Genomic DNA, 25,144 nt, shown 5'->3' with positions numbered 1-25,144 from the left:
AGGGGGATGCGGTCATGAAGATGCCGCCGAACATCGGACCGGTCCACTTTATCGGGATCGGCGGCATCGGGATGAGCGGCATCGCCGAGGTGCTGGTCAATCTCGGCTATAACGTCCAGGGCTCCGACCAGGGCGAGAACGCCAATGTCCAGCGCCTGCGCGAACTGGGCGTGAAGATCTTCGTCGGCCATTCCGCCGAAAATCTCGGCCAGGCAGAGGTCGTCGTCGTCTCCACCGCGATCAAGCGCAGCAACCCCGAGCTCGCCGCCGCCCGCGAGCGGCTGCTGCCGATCGTGCGCCGCGCCGAGATGCTGGCCGAGTTGATGCGCTTTCGCCATGCCATCGCCATCGGCGGCACCCATGGCAAGACGACGACCACCTCGATGGTCGCGACCCTCCTGGATGCCGGCGATCTCGACCCGACCGTGGTCAATGGCGGCATCATCAACGCCTATGGCACCAACGCCCGCATGGGCGAGGGCGAGTGGATGGTCGTCGAGGCCGACGAATCCGACGGCACCTTCCTGAAGCTGCCGGCCGATATCGCCGTCGTGACCAATATCGATCCCGAGCATCTCGACCATTACGGCACCTTCGACAAGGTCCGCGAGGCGTTCTGCGCCTTCGTCGAGAACGTGCCCTTCTACGGCTTCGGCGTGATGTGCCTCGACCACCCGGAAGTGCAGGCGCTCGTCTCGCGCATCGAGGATCGCCGCATCATCACCTATGGCGAGAATCTGCAGGCCGACGTGCGCTTCGAGAATGTCAGCTTCACCGCCGGAAAGTCGCATTTCGACATCTCGATCCGCGACCGGGTGAAGGGCACGACCGAGCGCATCGACGGCCTCGTCCTGCCGATGCCGGGCCGCCACAACGTCTCCAACGCCACCGCCGCGATCGCCGTGGCGCACCGCCTGAACATCTCGGGCGACGCCATTCGCAAGGGCCTCGCCGGCTTCGGCGGCGTCAAGCGGCGCTTCACCCTGACCGGCGTCGTCGGCGAGGTCGCCATCTACGACGATTACGGCCACCATCCGGTGGAGATCCGGGCCGCGCTGTCGGCGGCGCGCTCGTCGGCCAGCGGCCGGGTCATCGCGGTGGTCCAGCCGCACCGCTACAGCCGTCTGCAGGCGCTGTTCGCCGATTTCGCCGCTTGCTTCAACGACGCCGACACGGTGATCATCGCGCCGGTCTATGCGGCCGGCGAGGAGCCGATCGACTTCGTCAGCTCCGAGATCCTGGTCGAGCGGCTGAAGCTCGGCGGCCATCGCGACGCGCGCCTGATCGACGGGCCGGAAGAACTCGCGCCGCTGATCCACAATCTGGCCGAGCCCGGCGACATGGTGGTCTGCCTCGGCGCCGGCTCGATCTCGCAATGGGCCTATGCCCTGCCGAAGGATCTGGAAGCGCTGGCCGCGAACAACGGCCGGGCCTCGGCCTGATGGCGGGTGCGGATCTGCTGGCCTCCCTCGGCGACAGGCTGGAGGGTGTCCGGGGACGGCTGACGCCGGATGCCGGCATGGACAAGATCACCTGGTTCCGCGCCGGCGGTCCGGCCGAGCTTCTGTTCCAGCCGGCCGACGAGGCGGATCTGGCGACCTTCCTCGCGGCGCTGCCCGAGGAGATCCCGGTGCTCGTCGTCGGGATCGGCTCGAACCTCCTGGTGCGCGACGGCGGCGTGCCGGGCGTGGTGATCCGCCTGTCCGCCAAGGGCTTCGGCCAGGTCGAGCGCATCGGCGAGCGCACCCTGCGCGCCGGCACCGCGCTGCCCGACAAGCGGCTGGCCGCGGCGGCGCTCGAGGCGGGGCTTGGCGGCTTTCATTTCTACCACGGCATTCCCGGCGCCATCGGCGGCGCCCTGCGCATGAATGCCGGGGCCAACGGCGTCGAGACCTGCGAACGGGTCGTCGAGGTGCGGGCGCTGGATCGCAAGGGTGCGGTGCATGTCCTCACCAATGAGGAGATGGGCTACGCCTATCGCCATTCGGCGGCATCGCGCGACCTGATCTTCACCTCGGCGGTCTTCGAGGGCTATCCGGCCGGGGAGGCCGAGATCCGCGCGAAGATGGACGAGGTCCAGCATCACCGTGAGACGGTGCAGCCGATCCGCGAGAAGACCGGCGGCTCGACCTTCAAGAACCCGGCCGGCACTTCCGCCTGGAAGGAAGTCGACAAGGCCGGCTGCCGCGGGCTTCGCGTCGGCGGCGCGCATATGTCCGAGCTGCACTGCAACTTCATGATCAACGACGCGTCGGCCACGGCCTACGATCTGGAGTGCCTCGGCGAGACGGTGCGCGCCCGGGTGCTGGAGAATTCGGGCATCCGGCTCGAATGGGAGATCAAGCGGCTCGGCCGCTTCCGCGACGGCGCCGTGGTGGAGCCGTTTCTCGGCAACTGACGCCCAAGTGCCAGTTCAGTGCGCCGCGCGGGCTTTCGATCTTTCGCGGCGTCTCAGTTGAAGCGCATGGCCACGCCCCGGCGGGCCGATTCCTTCATCAGGGCGAGCATCAGATCGCCGTCCCCGCGGCGGTCGGTATCACCCCTGGCGATGGCGATCTGCCTTGCGGCGTCGGCCAGCGTCAGCACCGTCCGCTCCTGCTTGGCGCGGATCACGACTTCCTCTACGGCATCATGCAGATCGTTCGACATCGCATGTCTCCTGACGGTCACGACCATGGAGATGATCGACAATTCGTTAACGGACCGGCTGTCTGCGAACGCAAATTGAACAGAACCCCAGACCCGATATCTGCCACCCCCATTGTGGCAACGTTACGATTTTCTTGATTTAGCGCGAGTGCCTTAACCCGCGCTTAACCATCTGGCTGCGATGAATGGCCGATACCCTCGTTTTGAGGATGGATCGGGTTCTATGGGCAAGCATGTAGCAGTCTTGATGGGAGGGTTTTCGTCGGAGCGGCCTGTGAGCCTTGCCTCCGGCAAGGCCTGCGCGGCTGCGCTCGAGACCGCCGGCTACACCGTCACGACAGTGGATGTCGACCGGAACGTTGCGGAGACCCTGGCCCACCTGCGCCCGGACGTCGCCTTCAATGCGCTGCATGGGCCCTTTGGCGAGGACGGCACCATCCAGGGCATTCTCGAATATCTGGAAATTCCCTACACCCATTCCGGCGTGCTGGCCTCGGCGCTGGCCATGCACAAGGAACGGGCCAAGATCGTCGCCAAGGCGGCCGGGGTGCCGGTGGCCGAAGCCAAGCTCCGCCACCGCCTCGATGCGGCCGAAAGCCACGTCCTGCCGACGCCCTACGTCATCAAGCCGGTGGCCGAGGGCTCGAGCTTCGGCGTGCTGATCGTCCGCGAGGACCAGCCGCATCCGCCGCAGCAGCTCTATGGCGACGACTGGCCCTATGGCGACATCGTGATGATCGAGCGCTTCATCGCCGGTCGCGAGCTCACCTGCGCAGTGATGGGCGACGTGGCGCTGGAGGTCTGCGAGATCGTCACCGAGGGCCACGCCTTCTACGATTACGATTCCAAATATGTGCCCGGCGGTTCGAGCCACATCGTGCCGGCCGACCTGCCCAAGGATGTCGCGCGCAAGATCCAGGGCTGGTCGCTGGCCGCCCATGCGGCGCTCGGCTGCCGCGGCGTGTCGCGCTCCGACTTTCGCTATGACGACCGCTTCGGTCCGGGCGGCGAGGTGGTCTGGCTGGAGGTCAACACCCAGCCGGGCATGACCGAGACCTCGCTGGTGCCCGACATCGCCGCCGCGTCCGGTCACAGCTTCCCCGAACTTCTCAGCTGGATGGTGGAGGATGCCTCATGTCGCCGATGACCGCCCAGCGCCCCTACGGGGCCTATCATGATCACCACGACGACCCGCGGCCGGGTGCCGCCGGCCGGCTGATGCTGCGCACCGCGCGCTTCGGCCGCCGGATCTCGGCGCTCGCCGGCGACGTGGCGCATCTGCCGCTGCCGCGCTTCGGGAGCCTGGCGGCCGTCGTCGTCGGCGCATCGGTCGTCTACGGCGTCGTCCAGGGCGGCCATACGGTCACCGTGGTCGATTCCGTCGCCCAGCCGCTGGGCTTCGCGATCGAGGACATCGACGTTGTCGGCAATGCCGAGACTTCGGAAATCGACGTTCTGCAGGCGCTGTGGCAGACCGGCTCCCAGAGCCTGATCTCGCTCGACCCGTCCGCGGCCCGCGAGACGCTGGAGGCGATGCCCTGGATCGACCGCGCCTCGGTCGCCAAGATCTTCCCCGGCCGCGTCAAGATCGGCATCTCCGAGCACCGCCCCTATGCGGTCTGGCAGAAGGGCCGGGAATTCGTCGTGGTCAATCGCGAGGGGCAGGAAATCGTCCCCTTCGTGCCCGGCCGTTTCGCCGCGCTGCCCATTGTCGTCGGCGCCGGCGCGGCAACCCATGCCGCCGCCCTGATCGATGAAATGGAAGTGCTTCCCGAGCTTCGCGCAAGGGTCAAGGCGTATGTTCGCGTCGGAGACCGCCGGTGGGATCTGCGACTGGAGAACGGCCTGTCCGTCCTGTTGCCCGAAGACCAGCCGGTAGAAGCATTGGCCGAGGTAGCGAGAATGGATCGGGAGAACGGACTTCTGTCGCGGGACATCGTCTCCGTCGACATGCGGCTGTCCGATCGCATGGTCGTCAAGCTCACTCCCGACGCCCTGGTGCGCCGGAACGCGGCCCTCGAAGAGCGCGAGAAGCTCATCAAGCGTAGCCGGAAGGACAAGCCGGTATGAGTCTGTTCAATCGCGGCGGGGACGAATTGCCCCGCATCAAGGCATTGCCGAAGCGCCGCGCCCGGATCATCTCGGTGCTCGACGTGGGCTCGGAAAAGATCTCCTGCCTGATCGCGCGCCTGAAGCCGCGCCTGGCCAGCGAGATGCTGCCCGGCCGCACCCATACGATCGAGGTCATCGGCGTCGGTCACCAGCGTTCGCACGGCATCAAGTCCGGCGTCGTCGTCGACCTCGACGCGGCCGAGCAGTCGATCCGGCTGTGCGTCGATGCCGCCGAGCGGATGGCCGGCCTGACCATCGAATCCCTGATCGTCTCGGTCACCGCCGGGCGGCTGAAGAGCCACAGCGGATCGGCCGAGTTCGCGACGTCCGGCGAGATCGACAAGATGGACGTCGAGCGCGTCCTCGGCATGGCCGCCCGCGTGCCGCTCGACGAGCGCCGCGTCGCGCTGCATTCCATGGCCTACGACCTGGCGCTGGACGGCGAGGGCGGGCTCGACAATCCGGTCGGCATGACCGGCTCGCGGCTCGGCGCCTCGATGCATGTCCTGTCGGCCGAGGAAACGCCGCTGCGCAATCTCGAGGCGGTGGTCAACCGCGCCCAGCTGATGGTCGAGGCCTTCGTCGCCACGCCCTATGCCAGCGCGCTGTCGACCCTCGTCGAGGACGAGGCCGCCATGGGCTCGGCCTGCATCGACATGGGCGGCGGTGCGACCACCATCGCGATCTTCCAGAACGGTCGCTTCGTCTATGCAGACCAGGTCGCCATGGGCGGCCGGCACATCACCATGGATCTGGCCCGCGGCCTGTCCATTCCGCTGGCCAACGCCGAACGGCTGAAGGTCATGCATGGCTGCACGCTGACCGAGCTGATGCAGGATGGCGAGACCGTGCAGGTCGCCGCCCTCGGCGAGGACGGCCACGACGCGCAGGTCACCGTGGCCCGCTCGCTGGTCGCCCGGATCATCCGGCCGCGCGTCGAGGAGACGCTGGAGTTGGTTCGCGACCGGCTGGCCTCGTCCGGCCTCGGCCATGTCATCGGCAAGCGCATCGTCCTGACCGGCGGTGCCAGCCAGCTGGCCGGTCTCGGCGACACGGCCCGCACCATCCTGCAGCGCAACGTCCGGCTCGGCCGGCCGATGGGCGTGTCGGGACTGAATCCGTCGAGCAAGGGCCCGGCCTTCGCGACGGCCGTCGGCCTGCTGATCTACCCGCAGGTCGCCCACCGCGAGAACGTCTCGGCGCCGTCCATCGCGACGGTCGCCTTCAACGAGAACACCCGCGCCGGCCGGATCGGATCCTGGCTGAGACGCAGCCTTTGACAACGCACCCGGCCGCGCGGACGGCCGGGCGAACAACGAGATCGGTGCGCGCCGCGCGCCGCTGAAGAGTCACCAACGAACGGCCGCGCGGCGAACCGGCCAGAACTGCGTGAAAGAGGATCGAACCATGAGCGTTACCCTGAAGAAGCCCGACATCACCGAGCTGAAGCCCCGCATCACCGTCTTCGGCGTCGGCGGCGGTGGCTGCAACGCGGTCAACAACATGATCAATGCCGGGCTAGAAGGCGTCGAGTTCGTCATCGCGAACACCGACGCGCAGGCCCTGCGCTCCTCGCGCGCCGAACGCATCATCCAGATGGGCGTCGCCGTCACCGAGGGGCTGGGCGCCGGCTCGCAGCCGGAAGTCGGCAGCGCCGCCGCCGAGGAATCCATCGACGAGATCTGCGATCACCTCCTGGGCTCGCACATGTGCTTCGTCACCGCCGGCATGGGCGGCGGCACCGGCACCGGTGCGGCTCCCGTCGTTGCCCGTGCGGCGCGCGAAAAGGGCATCCTCACGGTCGGCGTGGTCACCAAGCCGTTCCACTTCGAGGGCCAGCGTCGTCTGCGCATTGCCGACCAGGGCATCGAGGAACTGCAGAAGAACGTCGACACGCTGATCGTCATTCCGAACCAGAACCTGTTCCGGATCGCCAACGACAAGACCACCTTCGCCGATGCCTTCGGCATGGCCGACCAGGTGCTGTATTCGGGCGTCGCCTGCATCACCGACCTGATGGTCAAGGAAGGCCTGATCAACCTCGACTTCGCCGACGTGCGTTCGGTGATGCGCGAGATGGGCAAGGCGATGATGGGCACCGGCGAAGCGTCGGGCGAGGGCCGCGCCATGGCCGCCGCCGAGGCGGCGATCGCCAACCCGCTGCTCGACGAGACCTCGATGAAGGGCGCCCGCGGCCTGTTGATCTCGATCACCGGCGGCCGTGACCTGACCCTGTTCGAGGTGGACGAGGCGGCGACCCGCATCCGCGAGGAAGTCGACCACGACGCCAACATCATTCTCGGCGCGACCTTCGACGAGAACCTGGAAGGCGTGATCCGCGTGTCGGTCGTGGCCACCGGCATCGATAAGGCGGAAATGGAAGCGGCCGAGCACACCGCCGCCTACCAGGTCCGTCCGACGGCGGCCCCGGCACCGCGTGCGCTGCCCGAAACGCAGGCCGCGGCCGTGCGTCCGGCGGCCCAGCAGCCGGCTCCGGCCGCTGCCCCCGTCCAGGAAGCTCCGGTCCATGCCGAAGCCGCTCCGGCGCCCCAGGCCGAGATGGAGGACGACTTCACCGCCGCCCTCGAGGCCGAGATCGCCCAGGTCAGCCCGGCCGCCGAGCCGGCACCGCGTGCAGCGGCACCGCGCATGCCCCAGGTCGAGGACTTCCCGCCGAACGTGCGGGCCGAGATCGAGAGCCGTGCGGCGGCCGACGCCCATGACGAGCGGGGCCCGATGGGCCTGCTGCGTCGCCTGACGACCGGCCTGTCGCGCCGCGAGGAGGACGAGGCCGCACCGCACGAGGCACGTCATGCGCCGGCCGAGCAGCCGCGCCGCGCCGTGGTCGAGCCGAACCCCTACGCACCGCGTCGTCAGGCGGCGGAATCGGCGGCCCGTCCGGCCCCGCAGCCGCGCGCCGTCAGCGAGGAAGACCAGCTCGAAATCCCTGCCTTCCTGCGTCGTCAGGCGAACTGACCGTCAACGTTGCAGGTTTGACACAAGGCCCGCCGGCACGTTCGGCGGGCCTTTTTCACGACAAGCGTATGAAATCACTGGCATTCGTGTTTTCGGCCCCGTTCCGGCGGTAACAACGGGTAACGAACCGTGATTTTGTCGAAGGGCCTGTTCGTTCTAGGGAATTTGTCACGAATTGCAGAGTGCGGGATGGCCCGATTCCTCCGAAGGGGGAGAGGGGGCGGGCCAGCACTGACGACGAAGCTCCCGAGCGGGGATGCCGGTATCTGAGACGCGGAGCACCGCGCCGATGCTGGCGGGAAAGGTTGCCGATAGTGCGAATGTTCCAGCAGACAATTGGATCCAGGGTCTATTTCGAGGGCATTGGCGTCCATAGCGGTCTCCCGGTCCAGCTCACCCTGCTTCCGGCCGAGGTCAACACCGGCATCGTCTTCCACCTGTGCGACAAGCAGGGCTACCTGCACGAGATCAAGGCCGTGACCGGCAATGCCGCGCCGATGGATCTGGCGACCGTCGTCGGCGATCCGCGCGGCGCCCATGTCGCGACGATCGAACATCTGATGGCAGCGCTCTACGCCATGGGCGTCGACAATGTCGTCGTGCAGCTCGATGCGCATGAGACGCCGATCATGGACGGCTGTGCCGCCGCCTTCATCAAGGGCATCCGCGAGGCCGACGTCGTCGGCCAGTCGGCCCGGGCCCGCTATGTGCGCGTCCTGAAGCCCGTCTCGGTCGAGATGAACGGCGCCCGCGCCGAATATCTGCCGCACAACGGCACCCGCTTCGAGATCGAGATCGACTTCGCCACCCCGGCCATCGGCCGGCAGGTCTACAAGGCGGATCTCACCGCCGAGCGCTTCGCCCGCGATCTGTCCCGCGCCCGCACCTTCGGCTTCATGAAGGATGTCGAGCGCCTGTGGGCCGCCGGATCTGCGCTGGGCTCCTCGCTCGACAATTCCGTGGTCATCGGCGACGACGGCCGGGTGATCAATCCGGACGGCCTGCGCTACCACGACGAATTCGTCCGCCACAAGGCGCTGGACGCGGTGGGTGACCAAGCGCTGGCCGGTGCCCGCGTGCTCGGCTGCTACCGCTCCTATCGCGGCGGCCACAAGCTCAACGGTCTCGCGCTGCAGGCGCTTCTTGCCGACCGCCGGGCCTACGAGATCGTCGAGGCACCGTCGCGCCGGGTCGATCCGGTCCGTCATGCGCCGCTGGTCGCCGTCGCGGCGCCCGCCTACGGTCCGCAGACTCTCTGACATCAGCATTACGCAACCGCCTCGTCCGGTCGACAAAACCGGTGTCGCACACGATGACGTGCGCTTGATCGGGACGCTGCGTCACAAAAAAGACGGGTTGAACCGGCTTGAGCGTTGCTGACGACGAAGGCGCGGCGTAAGACAGCCGGGCTTTTGAAAGCAGGGGGATCAGCACGAATGAGCAATCCGCACGACCATCCGGCCTTGCGCCGACTGCGGGTGGCGAAACTCACCGGCGCTCTGGCGCTGGGTCTCGCATCCGCCGGCCTGTCGGGCTGCATGAGTTCGGACACCAGCGACGTCGAGGCGCTTGCGCTCGCCGCCCAGACCGATCCGCCGGACGTCCTGTACAATCAGGGTCTCGCCAATCTCGAAGGCGGCCGTCTCAGCGAGGCGTCCAAGAAGTTCGAGGCGATCGACCGCCAGCATCCCTATTCGGAATGGGCCCGCAAGGCGCTGGTGATGAGCGCCTTCGCCAGCTATCGCAGCGGCGACTACGACACGGCGATCAACTCCTCCAAGCGTTACCTGTCGCTGTATCCCGGCAGCGAGGAGGCGGCCTACGCCCAGTACATCATGGGCCTGGCCTATTACCGCCAGATCCCGGACGTCACCCGCGACCAGAAGGAAGCGGCCCGCGCGGCTGCGGCCATGCGCGAGGTGTTCGAGAAATACCCCGATTCCGAATATGCCGATGACGCGCGCGCCAAGCTGCGCATTGCCCGCGACCAGCTCGCCGGCAAGGAGATGCAGGTCGGCCGGTACTATCTGGAGCGGCGCGAATACGTCGCGGCGATCAACCGCTTCAAGAACGTCGTCGACGTCTATTCAGACAGCCGGCACGTGGAAGAGGCGCTGGCCCGCCTGACCGAAGCCTATTACGCCATGGGGCTGACCCGCGAGGCGCAGGCGGCGGCATCGGTGCTCGGCCAGAACTTCCCGGATTCGCAGTGGTACCGCGATTCCTACCAGCTCCTGCAGACCAACGGCCTGTCGCCGCGTGAAGGCAGTGCGACGTCGTGGTTCGGCGTGGCGGCGCGCAAGATCACCGGCGCCTGAGACAGACCGGGCCGGGGTCCGTCCCGGTCCGCATTCCTGACGACGCTTGAGGCGGGCATGCGTCCCGCCGGGCTGCGGGGCCTGCGTCATCAGGTCGCCGGGCAGGCGCGGCAGGCCGCGCGCACGGACGCGGTGACGGCTCCGGCGGTTTTCGCCGATTGCCGGTGCGCTTGGCTCCGATCCGCACTATCTTGACGAGCCATTGCCATTTCGGTGGCGGTTCAGTACCGACGATCCCGGTCATGCTCGTTCATCTTTCGATCCGCGACATCGTTCTCATCGAACGGCTCGACATTGCCCTCGACGAGGGTCTCTCCGTGCTCACGGGCGAGACCGGCGCGGGCAAGTCGATCCTGCTCGACTCGCTGTCGCTCGCCCTCGGCGGGCGCGGCGATGGCGGCCTGGTGCGCCATGGCGCCAAGCAGGGCGAGGTGACGGCGGCCTTCGACCTGCCGTCCGGCGCCGGCGTACGGGCGATCCTCCTCGACAACGGTTTCGACGAGCAGGATCTCAGCGAAGGCGACCTGATCCTGCGCCGCATCCAGACCGCCGACGGCCGCACCCGCGGCTTCATCAACGACCGTCCCGCCAGCGTCTCCCTGATGCGCAGCGTCGGCCAGGCGCTGGTCGAGATCCACGGCCAGCACGACGACCGCGCGCTGATCGACCCGCAGGCCCACCGCACGCTGCTCGACCAGTATGGCGGGCTGCAGCAGGAGGCGGCCTTCGTCGCCCGCGCCCATGCCGACTGGCGCGCCACCGAGCACGAGCTGCGCACCCACCGCGCCCGCGTCGAGGCGGCGGCCCGCGAGGCGGACTATCTGCGTTCTTCGGTCGACGAACTCTCCGACCTGGCACCGATCGCCGGCGAGGAGGAGGAACTGGCCGAGCGGCGGCAGGTGATGATGCGGTCCGAGAAGATCGCCACCGACGTCAACGACGCCCATGAGGAGCTGTCCGGTTCGTCCTCGCCGATCCCGCAGCTCGCCGGCCTCCTGAAGCGGCTCGACCGCAAGCGCGACGAGCTGCCCGGCCTTCAGGACGAGCCGATCGACCGGCTGGACACGGCGCTCGACGCGCTGTCCGACGCGCAGATGGCGCTGCAGACGGCGCTGCGCTCGCTGGAGTTCGATCCGCGGGCATTGGAGGAGACCGAGGAACGGCTGTTCGCGCTGCGCGCGGCTGGCCGCAAATATTCGGTGCCGGTCGACGATCTGCCGGAACTCACCGCCCGGATGATCGGCGACCTGGCGGATCTCGATGCCGGCGAGGAGCGGATGGGCAAGCTGGAGGCCGAACTGGCCGAAAAGCGTCAGCGTTTCGACCGCGCCGCCGCCGAACTGTCGGAGAAGCGCCGTACCACCGCGCGGCTCCTGGAAGGCGCGGTGATGGCCGAACTGCCGGATCTGAAGCTCGACCGCGCGACCTTCCTCGTCGAACAGACGAGCGACCCCGAAAGCCCGTCCGCCGCCGGCATCGACCAGATCGAATTCTACGTCCAGACCAACCCCGGCACCCGCGCCGGCTCGATGATGAAGGTCGCCTCGGGCGGCGAGCTGTCGCGCTTCCTCTTGGCGCTCAAGGTGGCGCTGGCCGATCGCGGCTCGGCGCCGACACTGGTCTTCGACGAGATCGACACCGGCGTTGGCGGCGCCGTGGCCGACGCCATCGGCCGCCGTCTCGGCCGGCTGGGGCGCAACGTGCAGGTGCTCGCCGTCACCCATGCCCCGCAGGTTGCCGCGCGCGCCACGACCCATCTCCTGATTTCCAAGGGCAGCGCCGCCTCCGGCGAGGACCGCGTGGCCACCCGCGTCGCGCCCATCGGCGAAGATGGCCGCCGCGAAGAGATCGCCCGCATGCTGGCCGGCGAGACGGTGACAGACGAGGCCCGCGCCGCCGCCGCCCGGCTCATCGGCGCGGGGGCTTGAGCGTGACGGCCCGCCGCGTCCTGATCGCAGGCGCCGGGCCGGTCGGACTGGCCGCCGCGGTCGAGTTTCGCCGCCGGGGCTTTGCGCCGCGCATCGTCGATGCCGGCGAGGGGCCGACGCCGGAGGACCAGTCGCGGGCGCTCGGCGTCTTGCCGCGCACGCTCGACATCCTCGCGGCCTCGGGCATCACCGATCGCCTGCTGGCCGAGGGCAACCGGATCTCGCGCATGGCCGTCGCCGACAACGGCAAGCGGCTGTTCGAGATGATCGCGGCGCCGGCGCATACGGCGCATCCCTTCATCCTGACCCTGCCGCAGGGGCGCACCGAGCGGCTGATGATCGCATGGCTGGCCGCCCATGACGTCGATGTTGAATGGGGCGTCGCCTTCCACACGGTCGCCGACACCCACGCGCCGCGTGTCACCCTCTCTACCGGTGAGATTGTCCCGGCGGACATCGTCGTCGGCGCCGACGGCGCCCATTCGGCGGTGCGCGAGGATGTCGGCATTCCGTGGAGCGGCGCGGGCTATCCGGCGGAGTTCGCGCTGGCCGACGTGGTCTTCGACAAGCCGGTCGATCCCGCTGTCGGACGCATCGATCTGCGCAGCGGATCGGCCGATCCCGGCGGCGCCGTCGCCATGCTGCCGCTGGGCGCCCGGCGCGGCCGCTATGTCGGCATCGCGCCGTCGACCGAAGCGCTGATCGGCAATGTGCCCGGCATCGAATCCGTGACCTGGGCCTCACGCTTCCATGTCAGCTTCCGCCATGCCGAGCGCATGGCCAAGGGCCGGGTGTTCCTCGCCGGCGATGCCGCCCATGTCCATTCGCCGGTCGGCGGGCGCGGCATGAATCTCGGCATCTGGGACGCGGCGACCCTGGCCTTCCTGGCCAGCGAGGCGCGCGAAACCGAATACGAGATGCGTCGGCTGCCCTCCGTGCGCTCCGTCATGGAGGCGACTCGCAGGGGCACCGACTTCATCGCGGCGCCGCCGCCTGCCGCGCTCCTGGCGATGCGCTATCTGATGCCGCTGGCGGCGTGGACCCCATGGCTGCGCGGGCGGATCGCGGACCGCATTCTCGGCCTCGACCTGCCGCAGCCCGAATGGCTATGACGGGCCGGACAAACAGCAGGGATTCGGACGGGCGATGAGCGACAAGGCGGTCGAGACGCTGGACAGGGACGAGGCGGCGGCCGAACTGGAACGGCTGGCCGGCGAGATCGCCGAACATGACCGGGCGTATTACCGCGAGGACGCGCCGACCGTCACCGACGCCGAATACGACGCGCTGCGCCGGCGCAACGCCGCCATCGAGGCGCGCTTTCCCGAACTGATCCGCGAGGATTCCCCGTCCGCGCGGGTGGGGACCGAGGTCTCGGAGAAATTCGGAAAGATCCGCCATGCCGTGCCGATGCTGTCGCTCGACAATGCATTTTCCGACGAGGACGTCGCCGACTTCGCCAAACGCGTGCGCCGCTTCCTGAAGCTCGACGACGACGCGCCGCTGGCCATTACCGCCGAGCCGAAGATCGACGGCCTGTCGCTGTCGCTGCGCTACGAGAAGGGCGAGCTGGTCTCGGCCGCGACCCGCGGCGACGGCGCCACCGGCGAGGACGTGACCCGCAACGCCCGGACCATCGGCGACATCCCGAACCGGCTGAAGGGCAGGGCGCCGGAGGTCTTCGAGGTGCGCGGCGAGGTCTATATGAGCCATGCCGCCTTCACCGACCTCAATGCCCGCCAGGCCGAGGAGGGCAAGCCGGTCTACGCCAATCCGCGCAACGCCGCCGCCGGATCGCTGCGCCAGCTCGACGCGGGGATCACCCGCGCCCGCAAGCTGCAGTTCTTCGCCTATGCCTGGGGCGAGGCGAGCGAGGTGCCGGGCGAGACCCAGACCGAGGTCGTCGCGGCGATCGAAGGCTTCGGCTTTCCGGTGAACGCGCAGATGAAGCGCTTCGAGACCATCGAGGGGCTGATCGCGCACTACCACGCGATCGAGGAGAACCGGGCCGGGCTCGGCTACGACATCGACGGCGTCGTCTACAAGGTCGACGACCTGGCGCTGCAGAAGCGCCTTGGCTTCGTCTCGCGCTCGCCGCGCTGGGCGATCGCCCACAAATTCCCGGCCGAGCAGGCGACGACGGTGCTGCGGGCAATCGAGATCCAGGTCGGCCGCACGGGTGCCCTGACCCCGGTGGCCAAGCTCGACCCGGTCAATGTCGGCGGCGTCATGGTCGCCAACGCGACGCTGCACAATGCCGAGGAGATCGAGCGGCTGGATGTGCGCGTCGGCGACACGGTGCAGATCCAGCGGGCCGGCGACGTCATCCCGCAGGTGCTCGGCATCGTCGCGGACAAGCGCCCGCAGGATGCCGAGCCCTTCGCCTTTCCCACGACCTGTCCCTGCGAGCTGAAGACCGACGTGGTGCGCGAGGAAACCGCCTCGGGCGCCCAGAGCGTCGTGCGCCGCTGCACCGGCGAGTTCGCCTGCCCCTTCCAGCGCCGCGAGCATCTGAAGCTCTTCGTCTCGCGCAAGGCCTTCGATATCGAGGGGCTCGGCGACAAGCAGATCGACCTGTTCTACGACGATCCCGATTTCCAGGTCCGCACGCCGGCCGACATCTTCCGCATGCACGGCCGCAATCAGGAGGGGCTGAAGAAGCTGAAGGACAAGGAGGGGTTCGGCGAGGTCTCGGCGAAGAACCTCTTCGCGGCGATCGAGGCGCGGCGGACAATCCCGCTCGACCGGCTGATCTTCTCCCTCGGCATTCGCCATGTCGGGGAGACGACGGCAAAGACGCTGGCGCGGGCCTACGGCACCTTCGAGGCCTTCCACGAGGCCGCCCTGAAGGTGGCGGCTGGCGACGAGGAAGCGAGCCGCGAGATGGACGCGCTCGACGACATCGGCGGCGCCGTGATCACCGCGACGGCGCGGTTCTTCTCCGAGGACCACAATCTGAAGCTGGTCGAGGACCTCGTCGCCGAGCTCGACGTGCAGCCGGCCGAACAGCCGGCGGCAACGTCCCCCGTCTCGGGCCAGACCATCGTCTTCACCGGTTCGCTGGAGAAGATGACGCGGGACGAGGCCAAGGCGATGGCCGAGGGGCTGGGGGCGAAGGTCGCCGGCTCGGTGTCGAAGAAGACAGATCTCGTCGTCGCCGGGCCGGGCGCCGGCTCGAAGCTGAAGAAGGCCGCCGAGCTTGGCGTCGAGGTGATCGACGAGGATGCCTGGTTCGTGCGGATCGGCCGCGACGCCTGACGGCGATTCGCCGCGACAATCTCCGGTTCGGGCTCGGGCGCCGGCGTGATGGCCGGGCCGGCGTCGGCGGACCGTCACCGTCTCCTTCTGCGCGGAGCACCTGACGTCGGGGCCGCCGGGCGGGCACGATGTATCCCCGCCACGGTCGCCGCCAGAACCGCAGGGCGGAGCCGATCGCGGCTTGCAGGTCCTTGATACAAGGCAGAGATTGGCGGCGTCCGAACAAGGAATCCCTATGCTCCTCTGCCCGCCGCGCCTCCTGCGCACCGGTCTTGCCGTCGCCCTGATCACCATCTCCGCGGGAGCCGTCTCGGCCACCGCCGTTTCGACGCCGCCGGCCGTCGAGGAGGAGCCGGGCCTGCTGTCGCGGTCGCTGGCGGCGAAATCGGGCACCGAGGCGGCCGAAATGACCGCCGACATGCTGCGCGCCGACGACACCGACACCATCCTCGACATCGCGCAAGGCTATGGCGAGGCCGAGCTCGTGACGACCGAGACGGGCGATCCGGTGATCACCGGCATCATCAACGGCGTCGCCTACCAGCTGTTCTTCCTCGACTGCACCGACGGGACGGACTGCGAGGTCGCCAATTTCTACGCCATATGGGACCGGCCCGACGTGGCGCTCGACGCGCTGAACGCCTGGAACCGCACGCATCCGTTTCACAAGGCGTATCAGACCGAGGACCAGTACCCGGTGGTCGAGCTGAACCTGTCGCTGCGCGGCGGGGTCACCCGCACGCAGCTGAACGACGCCTTCGACCGCTGGACCATCGCGCTGGCCGAGTTCGAGGCGCAGATTCTCGACCCGTCGCTCTGAGCCGGGGGCGGCGCAACGCGCCGTTCATCCGGGCACGGCTTGTGTGCGGCGCATCGAAGAAGCATAAGCCGGGCTGAGTAATCGGCGCGCGCCCATCCACAAACCCCGAGTGTCCAGTGACCGAGACCACCCGATCGGAGATCCGCGCGGCGTTGCGCGAGCTTCTGCCCGTGCTTCTCGCCGTCGTGCCCTTCGGCATGGTCTACGGCACGATCGCGACGGCGGAAGGGCTGAGCTTTGCCCAGACCATGGGCTTTTCGGCGACGGTCTATGCCGGGGCCTCGCAGCTCGCGGCGCTGCAGCTCATCGGGCTGGGCGCGCCGGTCTGGTCGGTGCTCTTGGCCGTGGTGGCGCTGAACTTCCGGCACGTGCTCTATTCGGCCTCAGTCGGGCGGCACCTGCATCGCTTCTCCGGCCTGCAGAAGGCGATGGCCTTCTTCTTCCTGGTCGATCCGGTGTTCGGCGCCGCCGAGGCGCGCGCCAGCGTCCAGCCGCTGACCAAGACCTTCTATTTCGCCTATGGCTGCGTGCTCTATGTCGGCTGGCTCGCCTCCTCGGCGCTCGGCGCGGTGTTCGGGTCGCTGATCGACGATCCGTCGCGCTACGGGCTGGATTTCATCCTGCCGGTCTATTTTCTGACGCTGCTGATGACGTTTCGCGCGCGCAGCGGCTTCTACCCGGTGGCACTGACCAGCGCGGCGGCGTCCATCGTCGTCTATCTGACCCTCGGGCCGCCCTGGCACGTGACGCTGGGCGGCCTCGCCGGCATCGCCGTCGCCGCGCTCATGCCGCCGAAGCCGGCGGCCGCACCCGCGCAAGGGGAGGATCGTCATGGATGAGATCTGGTGGATCATCCTGCTGGCCGGCGGCCTGACCTATCTGACCCGCACCGGCGGGCATCTGCTGCTCGCCCGCATCGGCAGCATTCCGCCGCGCCTCGATGCGGCGCTGAACGCCGTGCCGGCGGCGGTGCTGACGACCATCGTCACCCCGGCGCTGGTGTCGGGCGGCTGGCCCGAGCGCATCGCCATCCTGGTCTGCATCGTCCTGGCGCTGCGGCTGCCGCTGATCGTCACCGTGGCGATCGGCACGGCGATGGTCGCCTTCGCCCGCGCCGCCGGTTTCTGAGCCTCACAAGAAAACGGGCCGGCAGAGCCGGCCCGTGAGAGATCAGGTTTCCTGAATGGCGGAGAGTTTCCAGTCGCCGCCCTTGTCGCGCACGAAGGTCCACAATTCCGTCGTCTCCGTCGGGGTGTCAGGGTCGCCCTCGACGACCTCGCCGGTGGTCCGGTCGCGCATCACGTCGATCGACGAATAGCGCATGGCGAGGCTGGCATACTCGGTGTGGCCCTCGCGCCATGCCTCGGCGATGTCGCCCTGCTCGAGCTTGATGTCGAGAACGTCGTTCTTGCGGCCGGACGTGGCGTTCTCCGACAGTTCCTCGGCGAGATAGGACATGATCTCCGGCGTGGTGATCGTCCGCAGCGCGGCGTAATCCTCGCGCGAGAACGCCGCCTGAACCTCGTGCAGCTTCTGCTCGAAGGTGTCGAGGTCGGCGTCGGTGATGCCGATCTCGTCGGATGGTTCGGCCGCCGGGGTTGCCGCGCCCGCCGCGGCGCCGCCGCCGAGACCTGCGCCCGAGCCGATCGAGGGAATGCGGAAACCGCCATTGCCGGCCGGCTGCGCCGGTTCCTCATAGGCGCGGCGCTCCGTGGGGCTGGAACCGTTGGCACGGACCGGGCTCGGATTGCGGCTGCGGAAGAAGCGGATCAGCAGCATCGCGCCGAGACCGATGAGCAGGCCCTGGACCAGAAGGGCGAGGAAGCCGCCCATGCCGCCAAAACCGGTGCCCATCAGCATGCCGAACAGGCCGCCCAGCATCAGGCCGCCGAGAAGGCCGCCGCCGATGCCGCCGAAGAGGCCCGGACGCCGGGCGCCGGCGGCGCTCTGCGCGGCGCTGCCGCCGGGCTGCGTCGCCTGGCCGGGCGTCATCGAACGCTGCACGGGCGCGGCGCTCGGGGCCGTCCTGGTCGCCGGCGCGCTCTGATAGGTGCGAAAGCCCCGGCTGCCGAAGCTGCCGCCACGCCGCGCGTCGGCATAGTCGACCGCGACGAAGGAGAAGACAAAGAGAAGGCTCGCGAAAAGCGAGCCGAGGCGAAGGCGGTTGGCCATGTCGGTTCCCGTCTGGTTGCGTCCCGCCCAATATGGGGAATGCCGGATCGCAGCGCTATGGCTGCCTGAAAATTATGCATGCAGAACGGGCGGAAACCGGACAGTCCGCCACCGTTTCAGCGCGACAACGTCTTCGTTGCCGCCTCGATGCCCTTCAGGGTCATCGGAAACATGCGGTCCTCCATGGCCTCGCGGATCATGGCGATGGACTGGGTCCAGTCCCAGTGCTGGCGCGGCACCGGGTTGAGCCAGACCGATTTCGACCATTGCCGGGTGAAGCGGTCGAGCCAAACGGCGCCGGGCTCGGCGTTCCAGTGCTCCACCGAGCCGCCGGGCATGGCGATCTCGTAGGGGCTCATCGAGGCGTCGCCGACAAAGACGGCCCGGTAGTCCGGCCCGAAGCGGTTGAGGACGTCCATGGTCGGGATCGCCTCGGCATGGCGGCGGTGATTGCTCTGCCACAGCCGCTCATAGGGGCAGTTGTGGAAATAGAAGAATTCGAGGTGCTTGAGCTCCGACCGGGCGGCGGAGAACAGCTCCTCGACCTCGCGGACATGATCGTCCATCGAGCCGCCGATATCGAGGAAGAGCAGCACCTTGACCGCGTTGCGCCGCTCGGGCCGCGTCTTGACGTCGAGATAGCCGTGCTCGGCCGTGGCGCGGATCGTGCCGGTGAGGTCGAATTCCTGCTCGGCGCCGTCGCGCACCCAGCGGCGCAGCCGCTTCAGGGCTACCTTGATGTTGCGGGTGCCCAGCTCGATGCTGTCGTCGAGGTCGCGGAAGTCGCGCCGGTCCCAGACCTTCACGGCCCGCCGGTGGCGGCTTTCCTTCTGGCCGATGCGCACGCCTTCCGGATTGTAGCCATAGGCGCCGAAGGGGGAGGTGCCGCCGGTGCCTATCCATTTCGAGCCGCCCTGGTGGCGCTCCTTCTGCTCCTCCAGCCGTTGTTTGAGCGTCTCCATGAGTTTGTCAAAGCCGCCAAGGGATTCGACCAGCTTCTTCTCCTCGTCGGTGAGGTGCTTCTCGGCCAGTCGCCGCAGCCATTCCTCTGGCAGTTCGCGCGCGTCGACGCCGTCGCCGGCCTCGCCGGACACCGCCTCGACGCCCTTGAAGACGTCGCCGAAGACCCGGTCGAAGCGGTCGATGAAGCGCTCGTCCTTCACCAGCGTCGCGCGGGCCAGATAGTAGAAACCCTCGACATCGTAGGTGACGAGATCGGCCCGCATGGCGTCGAGCAGGGCGAGATGCTCGCGCAGCGTGACCGGCACGCCGGCGGCCTTGAGCTTGAGGAAGAAGGTCAGGAACATGGTTGCGAGAATAGGGCAGCGGGGGCGGGAAGTCATTGTCTGGACGACAAGCGCAACCTATCATTGCCGCAGTTGATCGCGCTACGCCAGCGGCGTATATATGAGGGGCAATTGGCTTCGAGCCTGGAAATCCAAATCGCCGAGACGCGGCGTTTCGAGCTAGACTGCGCGCTTTACCAGTTCGGCGGCGCGGCCAAGGAGCGCGCGCTGGATATTTTAGGGAACGACCCGGCGATCGGGCGCCCCCACGTGGAAAACGCAGCGCTTTGGCAATGGAGTTTCGGCGAGTTCGATCTGATCTATGCGATCAGCGGCGATTTTTCGAAGCTGGTGCTTCTCGAGTTGCGGCCCCAGTCGGTTCGGCAGCGGCAGCCTCTGGAGCAGGTGTTCGCCGTGATAGACCGGATCAATGCAATCAAACGACTGTTCGGATTGTGAGCGCGTGATGAAGGCAAGAAAGACCCAGGAAGAAGCCGACGCCCATATGCTCGAATCGCTGGAGCAGGCGCTGAAATGGTTTCAGGGCGACGATTCGCAGGTCACCGTCCATCGCTACAAGATCGAGGTGCCGGACGTCGCCCGGCTGCGGCGCAAGCTGAAGCTGACCCAGGCCGATTTCGCGCTGAAGATCGGCGTGCCGATCGCGACGTTGCGCAACTGGGAGCAGGGGCGGCGCTATCCGACCGGTCCGGCCCGGGTGCTGCTCAACGTGCTGGCCCGGCGGCCGGAACTGGTGATGGAAGCCATCGACGCCGCCCAGACCGTCGAGGCGGCGGAATAGGGCGCATCGGCCTGACCGCTTGATGCCGGCTCAGCCGGGAATGGCGATCTCGCCGGTCAGATAGAGCACCGCCTGGCCGGCCACGACGACGGTTTCGCCCTCCAGACGGCAGCGCAGATCGCCGCCGCGCTTCGACACCTGCCGCGCGGTGAACGCGCTTCCGCCGAGCTCGCCGGCCCAATAGGGCACCAGCGAGCAATGGGCCGAACCGGTGACCGGGTCCTCGTCGATGCCCGCCTTGGGCGCGAACATGCGCGAGACGAAGTCGAGGCCGGAGCCCGGCGCACCCTGTGCCGTGGCGATGACGTTGCGCGGCGGCAGGGCGGCGATCGCCCGGATGTCGGGGGCGAGCGCCTCGACCTCGGCCGCGCTCTCCATCACCGCCAGCCAGGACGTGTCGTTCGGCACCGCATAGGAGATCACCGCCTTGGGCTGCGCGCCCAGGGCCTCGGCCAGCTGCTCGATCTCGGCGGCATCCACGGTGCCGGCCTCGTGCCGGCGCGGAAAGCGCATGACGAACCAGCCGTCCTCGCCGCGGGTCACCGTCAGCTCGCCGGATTCGCGCGTCACGAAAGTCAGCGTCGCCGCGCTCTCGCCGAGACATTCGGTGAGGACGAAGGCGGTGGCCAAAGTCGCGTGACCGCAGAGCGGCACCTCGATCGCCGGGGTGAACCAGCGCAATTCCCAACGCGCCGGGCCGGCCGGCACGAAGAAGGCGGTTTCGGCCAGATTGTTCTCGGCGGCGATCGCCAGCATGGCGGCGTCCGGCAGCCAGGCTTCGAGCGGTACCACGGCCGCCGGATTGCCGGCGAACAGCCGGTCGGTGAAGGCATCGACCTGGTAGAGGGGCAGGGTGGTCATCACGGGAGCTTCCGCTGGTACTTGATGAAGGGCGTCACCGCGGCGACGCGGTCGTAGAGCGTGCGCGCAGTGGTGTTGAAGTCCTGCGTCATCCAGTAGACGGTCGGTGAGCCCGCCGCGTCTGCCGCCGCATAGACCGCCTCGATCAGCCTGCGCCCGACACCGGTGCCGCGCACCTCCGGATCGGCATAGAGGTCCTGCAGATAGCAGACATTCTCGACCCGCCAGCAATGGCGGTGGAACAGGAAATGCACGAGGCCGACGGGCTGGCCATCCGCTTCCGCGATCAGGCCACGGAACTCGTTGTCGTCGCCGGACAGAAGCCGCGCGAAGGTCGTGGCATAGACCTCCTCCGACACGCTCGCCTCGTAGAAGGTCAGATAGTCGGTCCACAGCCGGCGCCATTCGGCCTCGTCGCCCGGCCCGATCGGGCGAATCCGCACCGCGTCCTTCATGCTGGCTCCTGTCCGTTCCGTTCGACGGGCGCCGCCGTCCGTCACCCCTGCCGCCGCGCCAGGAACGCCAGCCGCTCGAAGAGGTGCACGTCCTGCTCGTTCTTCAGGAGCGCGCCGGCGAGCTTGGGCAGGGCCTTGGTCGGGCTTTCGCGCAGATCCTTGGCCTCGATGTCCTCGGCGACCAAGAGCCGGATCCAGTCCAGCGCCTCGGAGGTCGACGGCTTCTTCTTGATGCCGGGCTGTTCGCGGATCTCGTAGAACTGGGTCAGCGCCGCGCGTACCAGATCCTGCTTGATATGGGGATGGTGGACGTCGACGATCCGCGCCAGCGTCTCCGGGTCGGGGAACTGGATGTAGTGGAAGAAGCAGCGGCGCAGGAAGGCGTCCGGCAGTTCCTTCTCGTTGTTGGAGGTGATGATGACGATCGGCCGGTGCTTCGCGCGGATCGTCTCGTCGGTCTCGTAGACGTCGAACTCCATCCGGTCGAGTTCCTGCAACAAATCGTTGGGAAACTCGATGTCGGCCTTGTCGATCTCGTCGATCAGAAGCACCACGCGCTCTTCCGAAGCGAAGGCCTCCCAGAGCTTGCCGCGGCGGATGTAATTGCGGATGTCGTTGACCTTCTCGTCGCCGAGCTGGCTGTCGCGCAGCCGTGAGACGGCGTCGTATTCGTAAAGGCCCTGCGCCGCGCGCGTCGTCGACTTCACCGTCCACTGAATCAGCCGTAGTCCCAGCGCCTCGGCGATCTGGAAGGCGAGCTCGGTCTTGCCGGTGCCGGGCTCGCCCTTCACCAGCAGCGGCCGCTCCAGCGTGATCGCGGCGTTGACCGCGATGGTGAGGTCCTTGCCGGCCACATAGGCGTCGGTCCCGGTAAAGCGCATGCGCGTCATCCTGTTCGTCGTCTTCGCAATCGCGGGAACCATAAGGGCCGGCGGGGCACTTGCAAGCCGCAGCAGACGTCTTTGCCGAACGCACCGTCAAACGGGGCTGATCGCCGCCCGGGGCCGCCCTATCTCGCAACCGCGAAACGCCGGCGGTCTCCGTCAGGCCGCCGAACCCGCCGCGGCCCCTACCGACAGGATCAGACGATGACACAGGCTTCCGCCATCGCAGGCGCGCCCGAGGATATGGTGGAGAGAGACGCGCGGCCGGCCGGCCTCGGCCCGGTGCTGACCGTCTTTTTCGCCTTTGCCTGCGGCGCGCTGGCGGCCAATCTCTACTACGCCCAGCCCCTCGTCGCGCTGATCGGCGCGGATACCGGCCTGTCGGTGGCCGCCGAAAGCGCCATCGTCACCGTGGCGCAGATCGGCTACGCCATCGGCCTCGTGCTGCTGGTGCCGCTTGGCGACGTCGTCGAGAACCGCCGGCTGATCCTCGTCACCATGGCGGCCAATCTCGTGGCACTGGCCGGCCTGGCGCTGGCGCCGGGCCTGACGGCGCTGTTCGCGGCGATGCTGTTCGTCGGCGTCTCGTCGACCGCCGCGCAGATGCTGGTGCCGCTCGCCGCCAATCTGGCCCCGCCGGACGAGCGCGGCGCCGTCGTCGGCAATGTCATGAGCGGGCTTCTGGCCGGCATCCTGCTTGCCCGGCCGGCGGCGAGCTTCCTGGCCGATTATGTCGGCTGGCGCGGCGTCTTCGGCCTGTCCGGTGGACTGGTGGCGGTGCTGATGGTCGCCGGGCTGGTGCTGCTGCCGCAGCGGCGTCCGGAGGGCACGCGCGGCTATGGCGCGCTGATCGCCTCCCTCGGCAAGCTGTTCGTGCACCAGAAAGTGCTACGCCGGCGCGGCCTCTACCATGCAGCAATGTTCGGGGCGTTCTCGCTGTTCTGGACGGCGGCGCCGATCATCCTGTTGCGCGAGCCCTACGGCTTTTCGCCGAGCGGCGTCGCGCTGTTCGCGCTGGCCGGCGTTCTCGGCGTCTTCGCCGCGCCCATCGCCGGACGGCTGGCCGATCGCGGCTACACCCGGATCGGCACCATCGCGGCCATCGCCACTGTCGTCATTGCCTTCGTCGCCGCCCTGTTCGGCGAGACCTCGCTGGTCGCATTGGTCGCGGCCGGCATCCTCATCGACCTCGGCGTCCAGGCCAATCTCGTCTTCGGCCAGCGCGAGATCTACCAGCTCGATGCGAGCATCCGGAACCGGCTGAACGCCGTCTACATGACGACCTTCTTCCTCGGTGGCGCGCTGGGCTCGGCCCTGACCAGCCCGGTGCTGGAGACCTTCGGCTGGACCGGCATCTGCGCCATCGGCATCGCCATGCCGGGCGCGGCGCTCCTCTACTACCTTGCCGCCGATCGCGGCGAGGGAGCGAGCGCTGCGGGCTGAGCGCGCACGGCACCGGTTCGTCGAGCGTTGCCAAGCGACAGGTGCGTGGCCGGCGGATCGGCGCTATGATGGCCGGAGCGAAGGCGCAGGACGGGCCGATGACGCAGGATGTCCCGACGATCGAGGAACCACGGCAGGGCGCCGCCACGCATGGCCGCCGGACTGCGGTGCTGATCGCGCTGGCGGTCGTCGCGCTGGCGCTTCTGTCAGGCGGGGCCGTCGCCGGCTGGGCGCAGCATGGCGAAGCAATCTTCCTGCATCTCCTGGAGGCCGACTGGGCAGCCTGCTTCTGACAGGACACGAGGTCGGCACGGGCGCCGCGACGATTGGCGCCTTCGTGAACGTCGATCAGCACCGTACCTGTCGCGCAGCGGCCTCCCGCCGTGCTATCGGCACTGCAATACAGACCGACAGATGCACGAGCAGGGGACGGGCGAGGCCGCATGCGGCGCCCGCTGGACGACATGAGTGGAGTGAAGATGTTCCGGGCCGCGCTCTGGACGATCGTGGCGCTGATTGCCGGCGCGGCGGTGGCGCTGGCGCTGATCTACGCCCAGGGCGGCCCCGGCCGCAGCGGCGAGCCCTACGGCTCGGACTTCTCGCTGATCGACGAGACCGGCCAGCCCTTCACTCAGGCCGATCTGCGGGCAAAGCCGACGGCGGTGTTCTTCGGCTTCACCCATTGCCCCGAGGTCTGCCCGACGACGCTCTACGAGCTGGCCGGCTACCAGAAGCAGCTTGCGGAAAAAGGCGGCGATCTGCAGGTGGTCTTCGTCACCGTCGATCCAGAGCGCGATACGCCCGAGGTGATGAAGAACTATGTCGAGGCGGTCTCCCCGGACATCACCGCGCTGAGCGGCTCGCCCGAGAAGATCGCCGCGATGCTGAAGGGCTGGGGTGTCTATTCGGCCAAGATCGGCGAGGGCGACGACTACAACATGGACCACACCGCCACGACCTTCCTGATCGACGAGACGGGGGAACTCGCCGGCACGCTGGCCTATGGCGAGAACCCCGATACCGCGCTGGCCAAGCTGGAGCGCCTCGTCGGCGTCTGACGCAACCCGCGCGAATACCGGCATGCAGGGGTTTCCGATCCGGCACGCTGGACTAGTTTCGGCTCATCGCAGAACATTGGTCGGAACGGGCTTGGTCGTGAAGGCCGCATTGGCCGTGTCGC

General features: G+C 68.2%; 25 protein-coding genes. 19 read left to right on the top strand and 6 right to left on the bottom strand.

The window, feature by feature from the left end; all coding sequences use genetic code 11:
- The first annotated feature begins 14 nt into the window (after nt 1-14).
- Nucleotides 15-1,442, top strand: coding sequence for a UDP-N-acetylmuramate--L-alanine ligase (gene murC, locus H536_RS0119235; protein ID WP_024351998.1), 1,428 nt, complete (start codon nt 15-17; stop codon nt 1,440-1,442).
- Nucleotides 1,442-2,398: a UDP-N-acetylmuramate dehydrogenase gene (murB, locus tag H536_RS0119230; protein ID WP_029703701.1), complete on the top strand. Its 957-nt coding sequence runs from the start codon at nt 1,442-1,444 to the stop codon at nt 2,396-2,398. The genes murC and murB overlap by 1 nt, the downstream gene beginning before the upstream one ends.
- Nucleotides 2,399-2,451: 53 nt before the next feature.
- Here the strand turns inward: murB and H536_RS0119225 are convergent, their stop codons facing one another.
- Complete coding sequence (locus tag H536_RS0119225) at nt 2,452-2,649, bottom strand: hypothetical protein (protein WP_024351996.1); 198 nt, start codon at nt 2,647-2,649, stop codon at nt 2,452-2,454.
- A gap of 223 nt (nt 2,650-2,872) precedes the next feature.
- Here H536_RS0119225 and H536_RS0119220 point away from each other — a divergent pair, with 223 nt between their 5' ends.
- From H536_RS0119220 to H536_RS0119165, 12 genes are all read left to right on the top strand, one after another.
- Nucleotides 2,873-3,796: a D-alanine--D-alanine ligase gene (locus H536_RS0119220; protein ID WP_024351995.1), complete on the top strand. Its 924-nt coding sequence runs from the start codon at nt 2,873-2,875 to the stop codon at nt 3,794-3,796.
- The gene (locus H536_RS0119215) at nt 3,784-4,719 is read left to right on the top strand and encodes a cell division protein FtsQ/DivIB (RefSeq protein WP_024351994.1); all 936 of its coding nucleotides are present in this window, start codon (nt 3,784-3,786) and stop codon (nt 4,717-4,719) included. Before H536_RS0119220 ends, H536_RS0119215 begins: the two co-directional genes overlap by 13 nt.
- Nucleotides 4,716-6,041, top strand: coding sequence for a cell division protein FtsA (gene ftsA / locus H536_RS0119210; protein ID WP_024351993.1), 1,326 nt, complete (start codon nt 4,716-4,718; stop codon nt 6,039-6,041). Before H536_RS0119215 ends, ftsA begins: the two co-directional genes overlap by 4 nt.
- A gap of 127 nt (nt 6,042-6,168) precedes the next feature.
- Nucleotides 6,169-7,737, top strand: coding sequence for a cell division protein FtsZ (gene ftsZ, locus H536_RS0119205; protein ID WP_024351992.1), 1,569 nt, complete (start codon nt 6,169-6,171; stop codon nt 7,735-7,737).
- A 320-nt stretch (nt 7,738-8,057) separates the two neighbouring features.
- Nucleotides 8,058-8,996: a UDP-3-O-acyl-N-acetylglucosamine deacetylase gene (gene lpxC, locus H536_RS0119200; RefSeq protein WP_035695237.1), complete on the top strand. Its 939-nt coding sequence runs from the start codon at nt 8,058-8,060 to the stop codon at nt 8,994-8,996.
- 177 nt (nt 8,997-9,173) lie between these two features.
- Nucleotides 9,174-10,055, top strand: a complete 882-nt coding sequence (locus H536_RS0119195; RefSeq protein ID WP_024351990.1) for an outer membrane protein assembly factor BamD — start codon at nt 9,174-9,176, stop codon at nt 10,053-10,055.
- Nucleotides 10,056-10,297: 242 nt separating this feature from the next.
- Nucleotides 10,298-11,983: a DNA repair protein RecN gene (recN, locus tag H536_RS0119190; RefSeq protein WP_024351989.1), complete on the top strand. Its 1,686-nt coding sequence runs from the start codon at nt 10,298-10,300 to the stop codon at nt 11,981-11,983.
- A 2-nt stretch (nt 11,984-11,985) separates the two neighbouring features.
- Nucleotides 11,986-13,095 carry an FAD-dependent oxidoreductase gene (locus H536_RS0119185; RefSeq protein WP_244495465.1) on the top strand — a complete coding sequence of 370 codons (1,110 nt, stop codon included), beginning with the start codon at nt 11,986-11,988 and terminating at the stop codon, nt 13,093-13,095.
- 34 nt (nt 13,096-13,129) lie between these two features.
- Nucleotides 13,130-15,241 carry an NAD-dependent DNA ligase LigA gene (gene ligA / locus H536_RS0119180; RefSeq protein ID WP_024351987.1) on the top strand — a complete coding sequence of 704 codons (2,112 nt, stop codon included), beginning with the start codon at nt 13,130-13,132 and terminating at the stop codon, nt 15,239-15,241.
- A 235-nt stretch (nt 15,242-15,476) separates the two neighbouring features.
- Nucleotides 15,477-16,061, top strand: a complete 585-nt coding sequence (locus H536_RS0119175) for a YbjN domain-containing protein (protein WP_024351986.1) — start codon at nt 15,477-15,479, stop codon at nt 16,059-16,061.
- Between the two features lie 116 nt (nt 16,062-16,177).
- Nucleotides 16,178-16,900: an AzlC family ABC transporter permease gene (locus tag H536_RS0119170; protein WP_024351985.1), complete on the top strand. Its 723-nt coding sequence runs from the start codon at nt 16,178-16,180 to the stop codon at nt 16,898-16,900.
- Nucleotides 16,893-17,189 (top strand): AzlD family protein, encoded by a 297-nt coding sequence (locus H536_RS0119165; protein ID WP_024351984.1) that lies wholly within the window; start codon nt 16,893-16,895, stop codon nt 17,187-17,189. Before H536_RS0119170 ends, H536_RS0119165 begins: the two co-directional genes overlap by 8 nt.
- A gap of 42 nt (nt 17,190-17,231) precedes the next feature.
- Here the strand turns inward: H536_RS0119165 and H536_RS24950 are convergent, their stop codons facing one another.
- Both H536_RS24950 and H536_RS0119155 read right to left on the bottom strand, forming a co-directional pair.
- Nucleotides 17,232-18,233 carry a Tim44 domain-containing protein gene (locus tag H536_RS24950; protein WP_024351983.1) on the bottom strand — a complete coding sequence of 334 codons (1,002 nt, stop codon included), beginning with the start codon at nt 18,231-18,233 and terminating at the stop codon, nt 17,232-17,234.
- A gap of 116 nt (nt 18,234-18,349) precedes the next feature.
- Nucleotides 18,350-19,540, bottom strand: a complete 1,191-nt coding sequence (locus tag H536_RS0119155; RefSeq protein WP_024351982.1) for a vWA domain-containing protein — start codon at nt 19,538-19,540, stop codon at nt 18,350-18,352.
- A 111-nt stretch (nt 19,541-19,651) separates the two neighbouring features.
- Here H536_RS0119155 and H536_RS0119150 point away from each other — a divergent pair, with 111 nt between their 5' ends.
- Complete coding sequence (locus tag H536_RS0119150; RefSeq protein WP_155898559.1) at nt 19,652-19,978, top strand: hypothetical protein; 327 nt, start codon at nt 19,652-19,654, stop codon at nt 19,976-19,978.
- A 7-nt stretch (nt 19,979-19,985) separates the two neighbouring features.
- Nucleotides 19,986-20,321, top strand: a complete 336-nt coding sequence (locus H536_RS0119145) for a helix-turn-helix domain-containing protein (protein ID WP_024351980.1) — start codon at nt 19,986-19,988, stop codon at nt 20,319-20,321.
- A gap of 30 nt (nt 20,322-20,351) precedes the next feature.
- Here H536_RS0119145 and H536_RS0119140 read toward each other — a convergent pair whose 3' ends face one another.
- From H536_RS0119140 to H536_RS0119130, 3 genes are read right to left on the bottom strand one after another with little or no spacing between them, the layout of a single operon-like run.
- Nucleotides 20,352-21,182, bottom strand: coding sequence for a PhzF family phenazine biosynthesis protein (locus H536_RS0119140; RefSeq protein ID WP_024351979.1), 831 nt, complete (start codon nt 21,180-21,182; stop codon nt 20,352-20,354).
- Nucleotides 21,182-21,637: a GNAT family N-acetyltransferase gene (locus tag H536_RS0119135; RefSeq protein WP_024351978.1), complete on the bottom strand. Its 456-nt coding sequence runs from the start codon at nt 21,635-21,637 to the stop codon at nt 21,182-21,184. Before H536_RS0119135 ends, H536_RS0119140 begins: the two co-directional genes overlap by 1 nt.
- Before the next feature lie 41 nt (nt 21,638-21,678).
- Nucleotides 21,679-22,518 carry an AAA family ATPase gene (locus H536_RS0119130; protein ID WP_024351977.1) on the bottom strand — a complete coding sequence of 280 codons (840 nt, stop codon included), beginning with the start codon at nt 22,516-22,518 and terminating at the stop codon, nt 21,679-21,681.
- 207 nt (nt 22,519-22,725) lie between these two features.
- Here H536_RS0119130 and H536_RS0119125 point away from each other — a divergent pair, with 207 nt between their 5' ends.
- From H536_RS0119125 to H536_RS0119115, 3 genes are all read left to right on the top strand, one after another.
- Complete coding sequence (locus H536_RS0119125) at nt 22,726-23,964, top strand: MFS transporter (RefSeq protein WP_024351976.1); 1,239 nt, start codon at nt 22,726-22,728, stop codon at nt 23,962-23,964.
- Between the two features lie 98 nt (nt 23,965-24,062).
- On the top strand, nt 24,063-24,257 hold the full coding sequence (locus H536_RS0119120) for a hypothetical protein (RefSeq protein ID WP_155898558.1): 195 nt from the start codon (nt 24,063-24,065) through the stop codon (nt 24,255-24,257).
- A 171-nt stretch (nt 24,258-24,428) separates the two neighbouring features.
- On the top strand, nt 24,429-25,022 hold the full coding sequence (locus tag H536_RS0119115; RefSeq protein ID WP_009210135.1) for an SCO family protein: 594 nt from the start codon (nt 24,429-24,431) through the stop codon (nt 25,020-25,022).
- The last annotated feature ends 122 nt before the right edge of the window (nt 25,023-25,144 follow it).

This window comes from Aurantimonas coralicida DSM 14790, assembly GCF_000421645.1.
GTDB classification, from domain to species: Bacteria; Pseudomonadota; Alphaproteobacteria; order Rhizobiales; family Rhizobiaceae; genus Aurantimonas; species Aurantimonas coralicida.
The sequence above is the reverse complement of the archived record's forward strand: the minus strand, read 5'-3'. Positions and strand labels throughout refer to the sequence as shown.

Bases quoted from the DNA above. Each gene is read 5' to 3' on its own strand.
- murC (WP_024351998.1), top strand. From the start codon at position 15: ATGAAGATGCCGCCGAACATCGGACCGGTCCACTTTATCGGGATCGGC.
- murB (WP_029703701.1), top strand. From the start codon at position 1,442: ATGGCGGGTGCGGATCTGCTGGCCTCCCTCGGCGACAGGCTGGAGGGT.
- H536_RS0119225 (WP_024351996.1), bottom strand. From the start codon at position 2,649: ATGTCGAACGATCTGCATGATGCCGTAGAGGAAGTCGTGATCCGCGCC.
- H536_RS0119220 (WP_024351995.1), top strand. From the start codon at position 2,873: ATGGGCAAGCATGTAGCAGTCTTGATGGGAGGGTTTTCGTCGGAGCGG.
- H536_RS0119215 (WP_024351994.1), top strand. From the start codon at position 3,784: ATGTCGCCGATGACCGCCCAGCGCCCCTACGGGGCCTATCATGATCAC.
- ftsA (WP_024351993.1), top strand. From the start codon at position 4,716: ATGAGTCTGTTCAATCGCGGCGGGGACGAATTGCCCCGCATCAAGGCA.
- ftsZ (WP_024351992.1), top strand. From the start codon at position 6,169: ATGAGCGTTACCCTGAAGAAGCCCGACATCACCGAGCTGAAGCCCCGC.
- lpxC (WP_035695237.1), top strand. From the start codon at position 8,058: ATGTTCCAGCAGACAATTGGATCCAGGGTCTATTTCGAGGGCATTGGC.
- H536_RS0119195 (WP_024351990.1), top strand. From the start codon at position 9,174: ATGAGCAATCCGCACGACCATCCGGCCTTGCGCCGACTGCGGGTGGCG.
- recN (WP_024351989.1), top strand. From the start codon at position 10,298: ATGCTCGTTCATCTTTCGATCCGCGACATCGTTCTCATCGAACGGCTC.
- ligA (WP_024351987.1), top strand. From the start codon at position 13,130: ATGAGCGACAAGGCGGTCGAGACGCTGGACAGGGACGAGGCGGCGGCC.
- H536_RS0119175 (WP_024351986.1), top strand. From the start codon at position 15,477: ATGCTCCTCTGCCCGCCGCGCCTCCTGCGCACCGGTCTTGCCGTCGCC.
- H536_RS0119165 (WP_024351984.1), top strand. From the start codon at position 16,893: ATGGATGAGATCTGGTGGATCATCCTGCTGGCCGGCGGCCTGACCTAT.
- H536_RS24950 (WP_024351983.1), bottom strand. From the start codon at position 18,233: ATGGCCAACCGCCTTCGCCTCGGCTCGCTTTTCGCGAGCCTTCTCTTT.
- H536_RS0119155 (WP_024351982.1), bottom strand. From the start codon at position 19,540: ATGTTCCTGACCTTCTTCCTCAAGCTCAAGGCCGCCGGCGTGCCGGTC.
- H536_RS0119145 (WP_024351980.1), top strand. From the start codon at position 19,986: ATGAAGGCAAGAAAGACCCAGGAAGAAGCCGACGCCCATATGCTCGAA.
- H536_RS0119140 (WP_024351979.1), bottom strand. From the start codon at position 21,182: ATGACCACCCTGCCCCTCTACCAGGTCGATGCCTTCACCGACCGGCTG.
- H536_RS0119135 (WP_024351978.1), bottom strand. From the start codon at position 21,637: ATGAAGGACGCGGTGCGGATTCGCCCGATCGGGCCGGGCGACGAGGCC.
- H536_RS0119130 (WP_024351977.1), bottom strand. From the start codon at position 22,518: ATGCGCTTTACCGGGACCGACGCCTATGTGGCCGGCAAGGACCTCACC.
- H536_RS0119125 (WP_024351976.1), top strand. From the start codon at position 22,726: ATGACACAGGCTTCCGCCATCGCAGGCGCGCCCGAGGATATGGTGGAG.
- H536_RS0119120 (WP_155898558.1), top strand. From the start codon at position 24,063: ATGACGCAGGATGTCCCGACGATCGAGGAACCACGGCAGGGCGCCGCC.
- H536_RS0119115 (WP_009210135.1), top strand. From the start codon at position 24,429: ATGAGTGGAGTGAAGATGTTCCGGGCCGCGCTCTGGACGATCGTGGCG.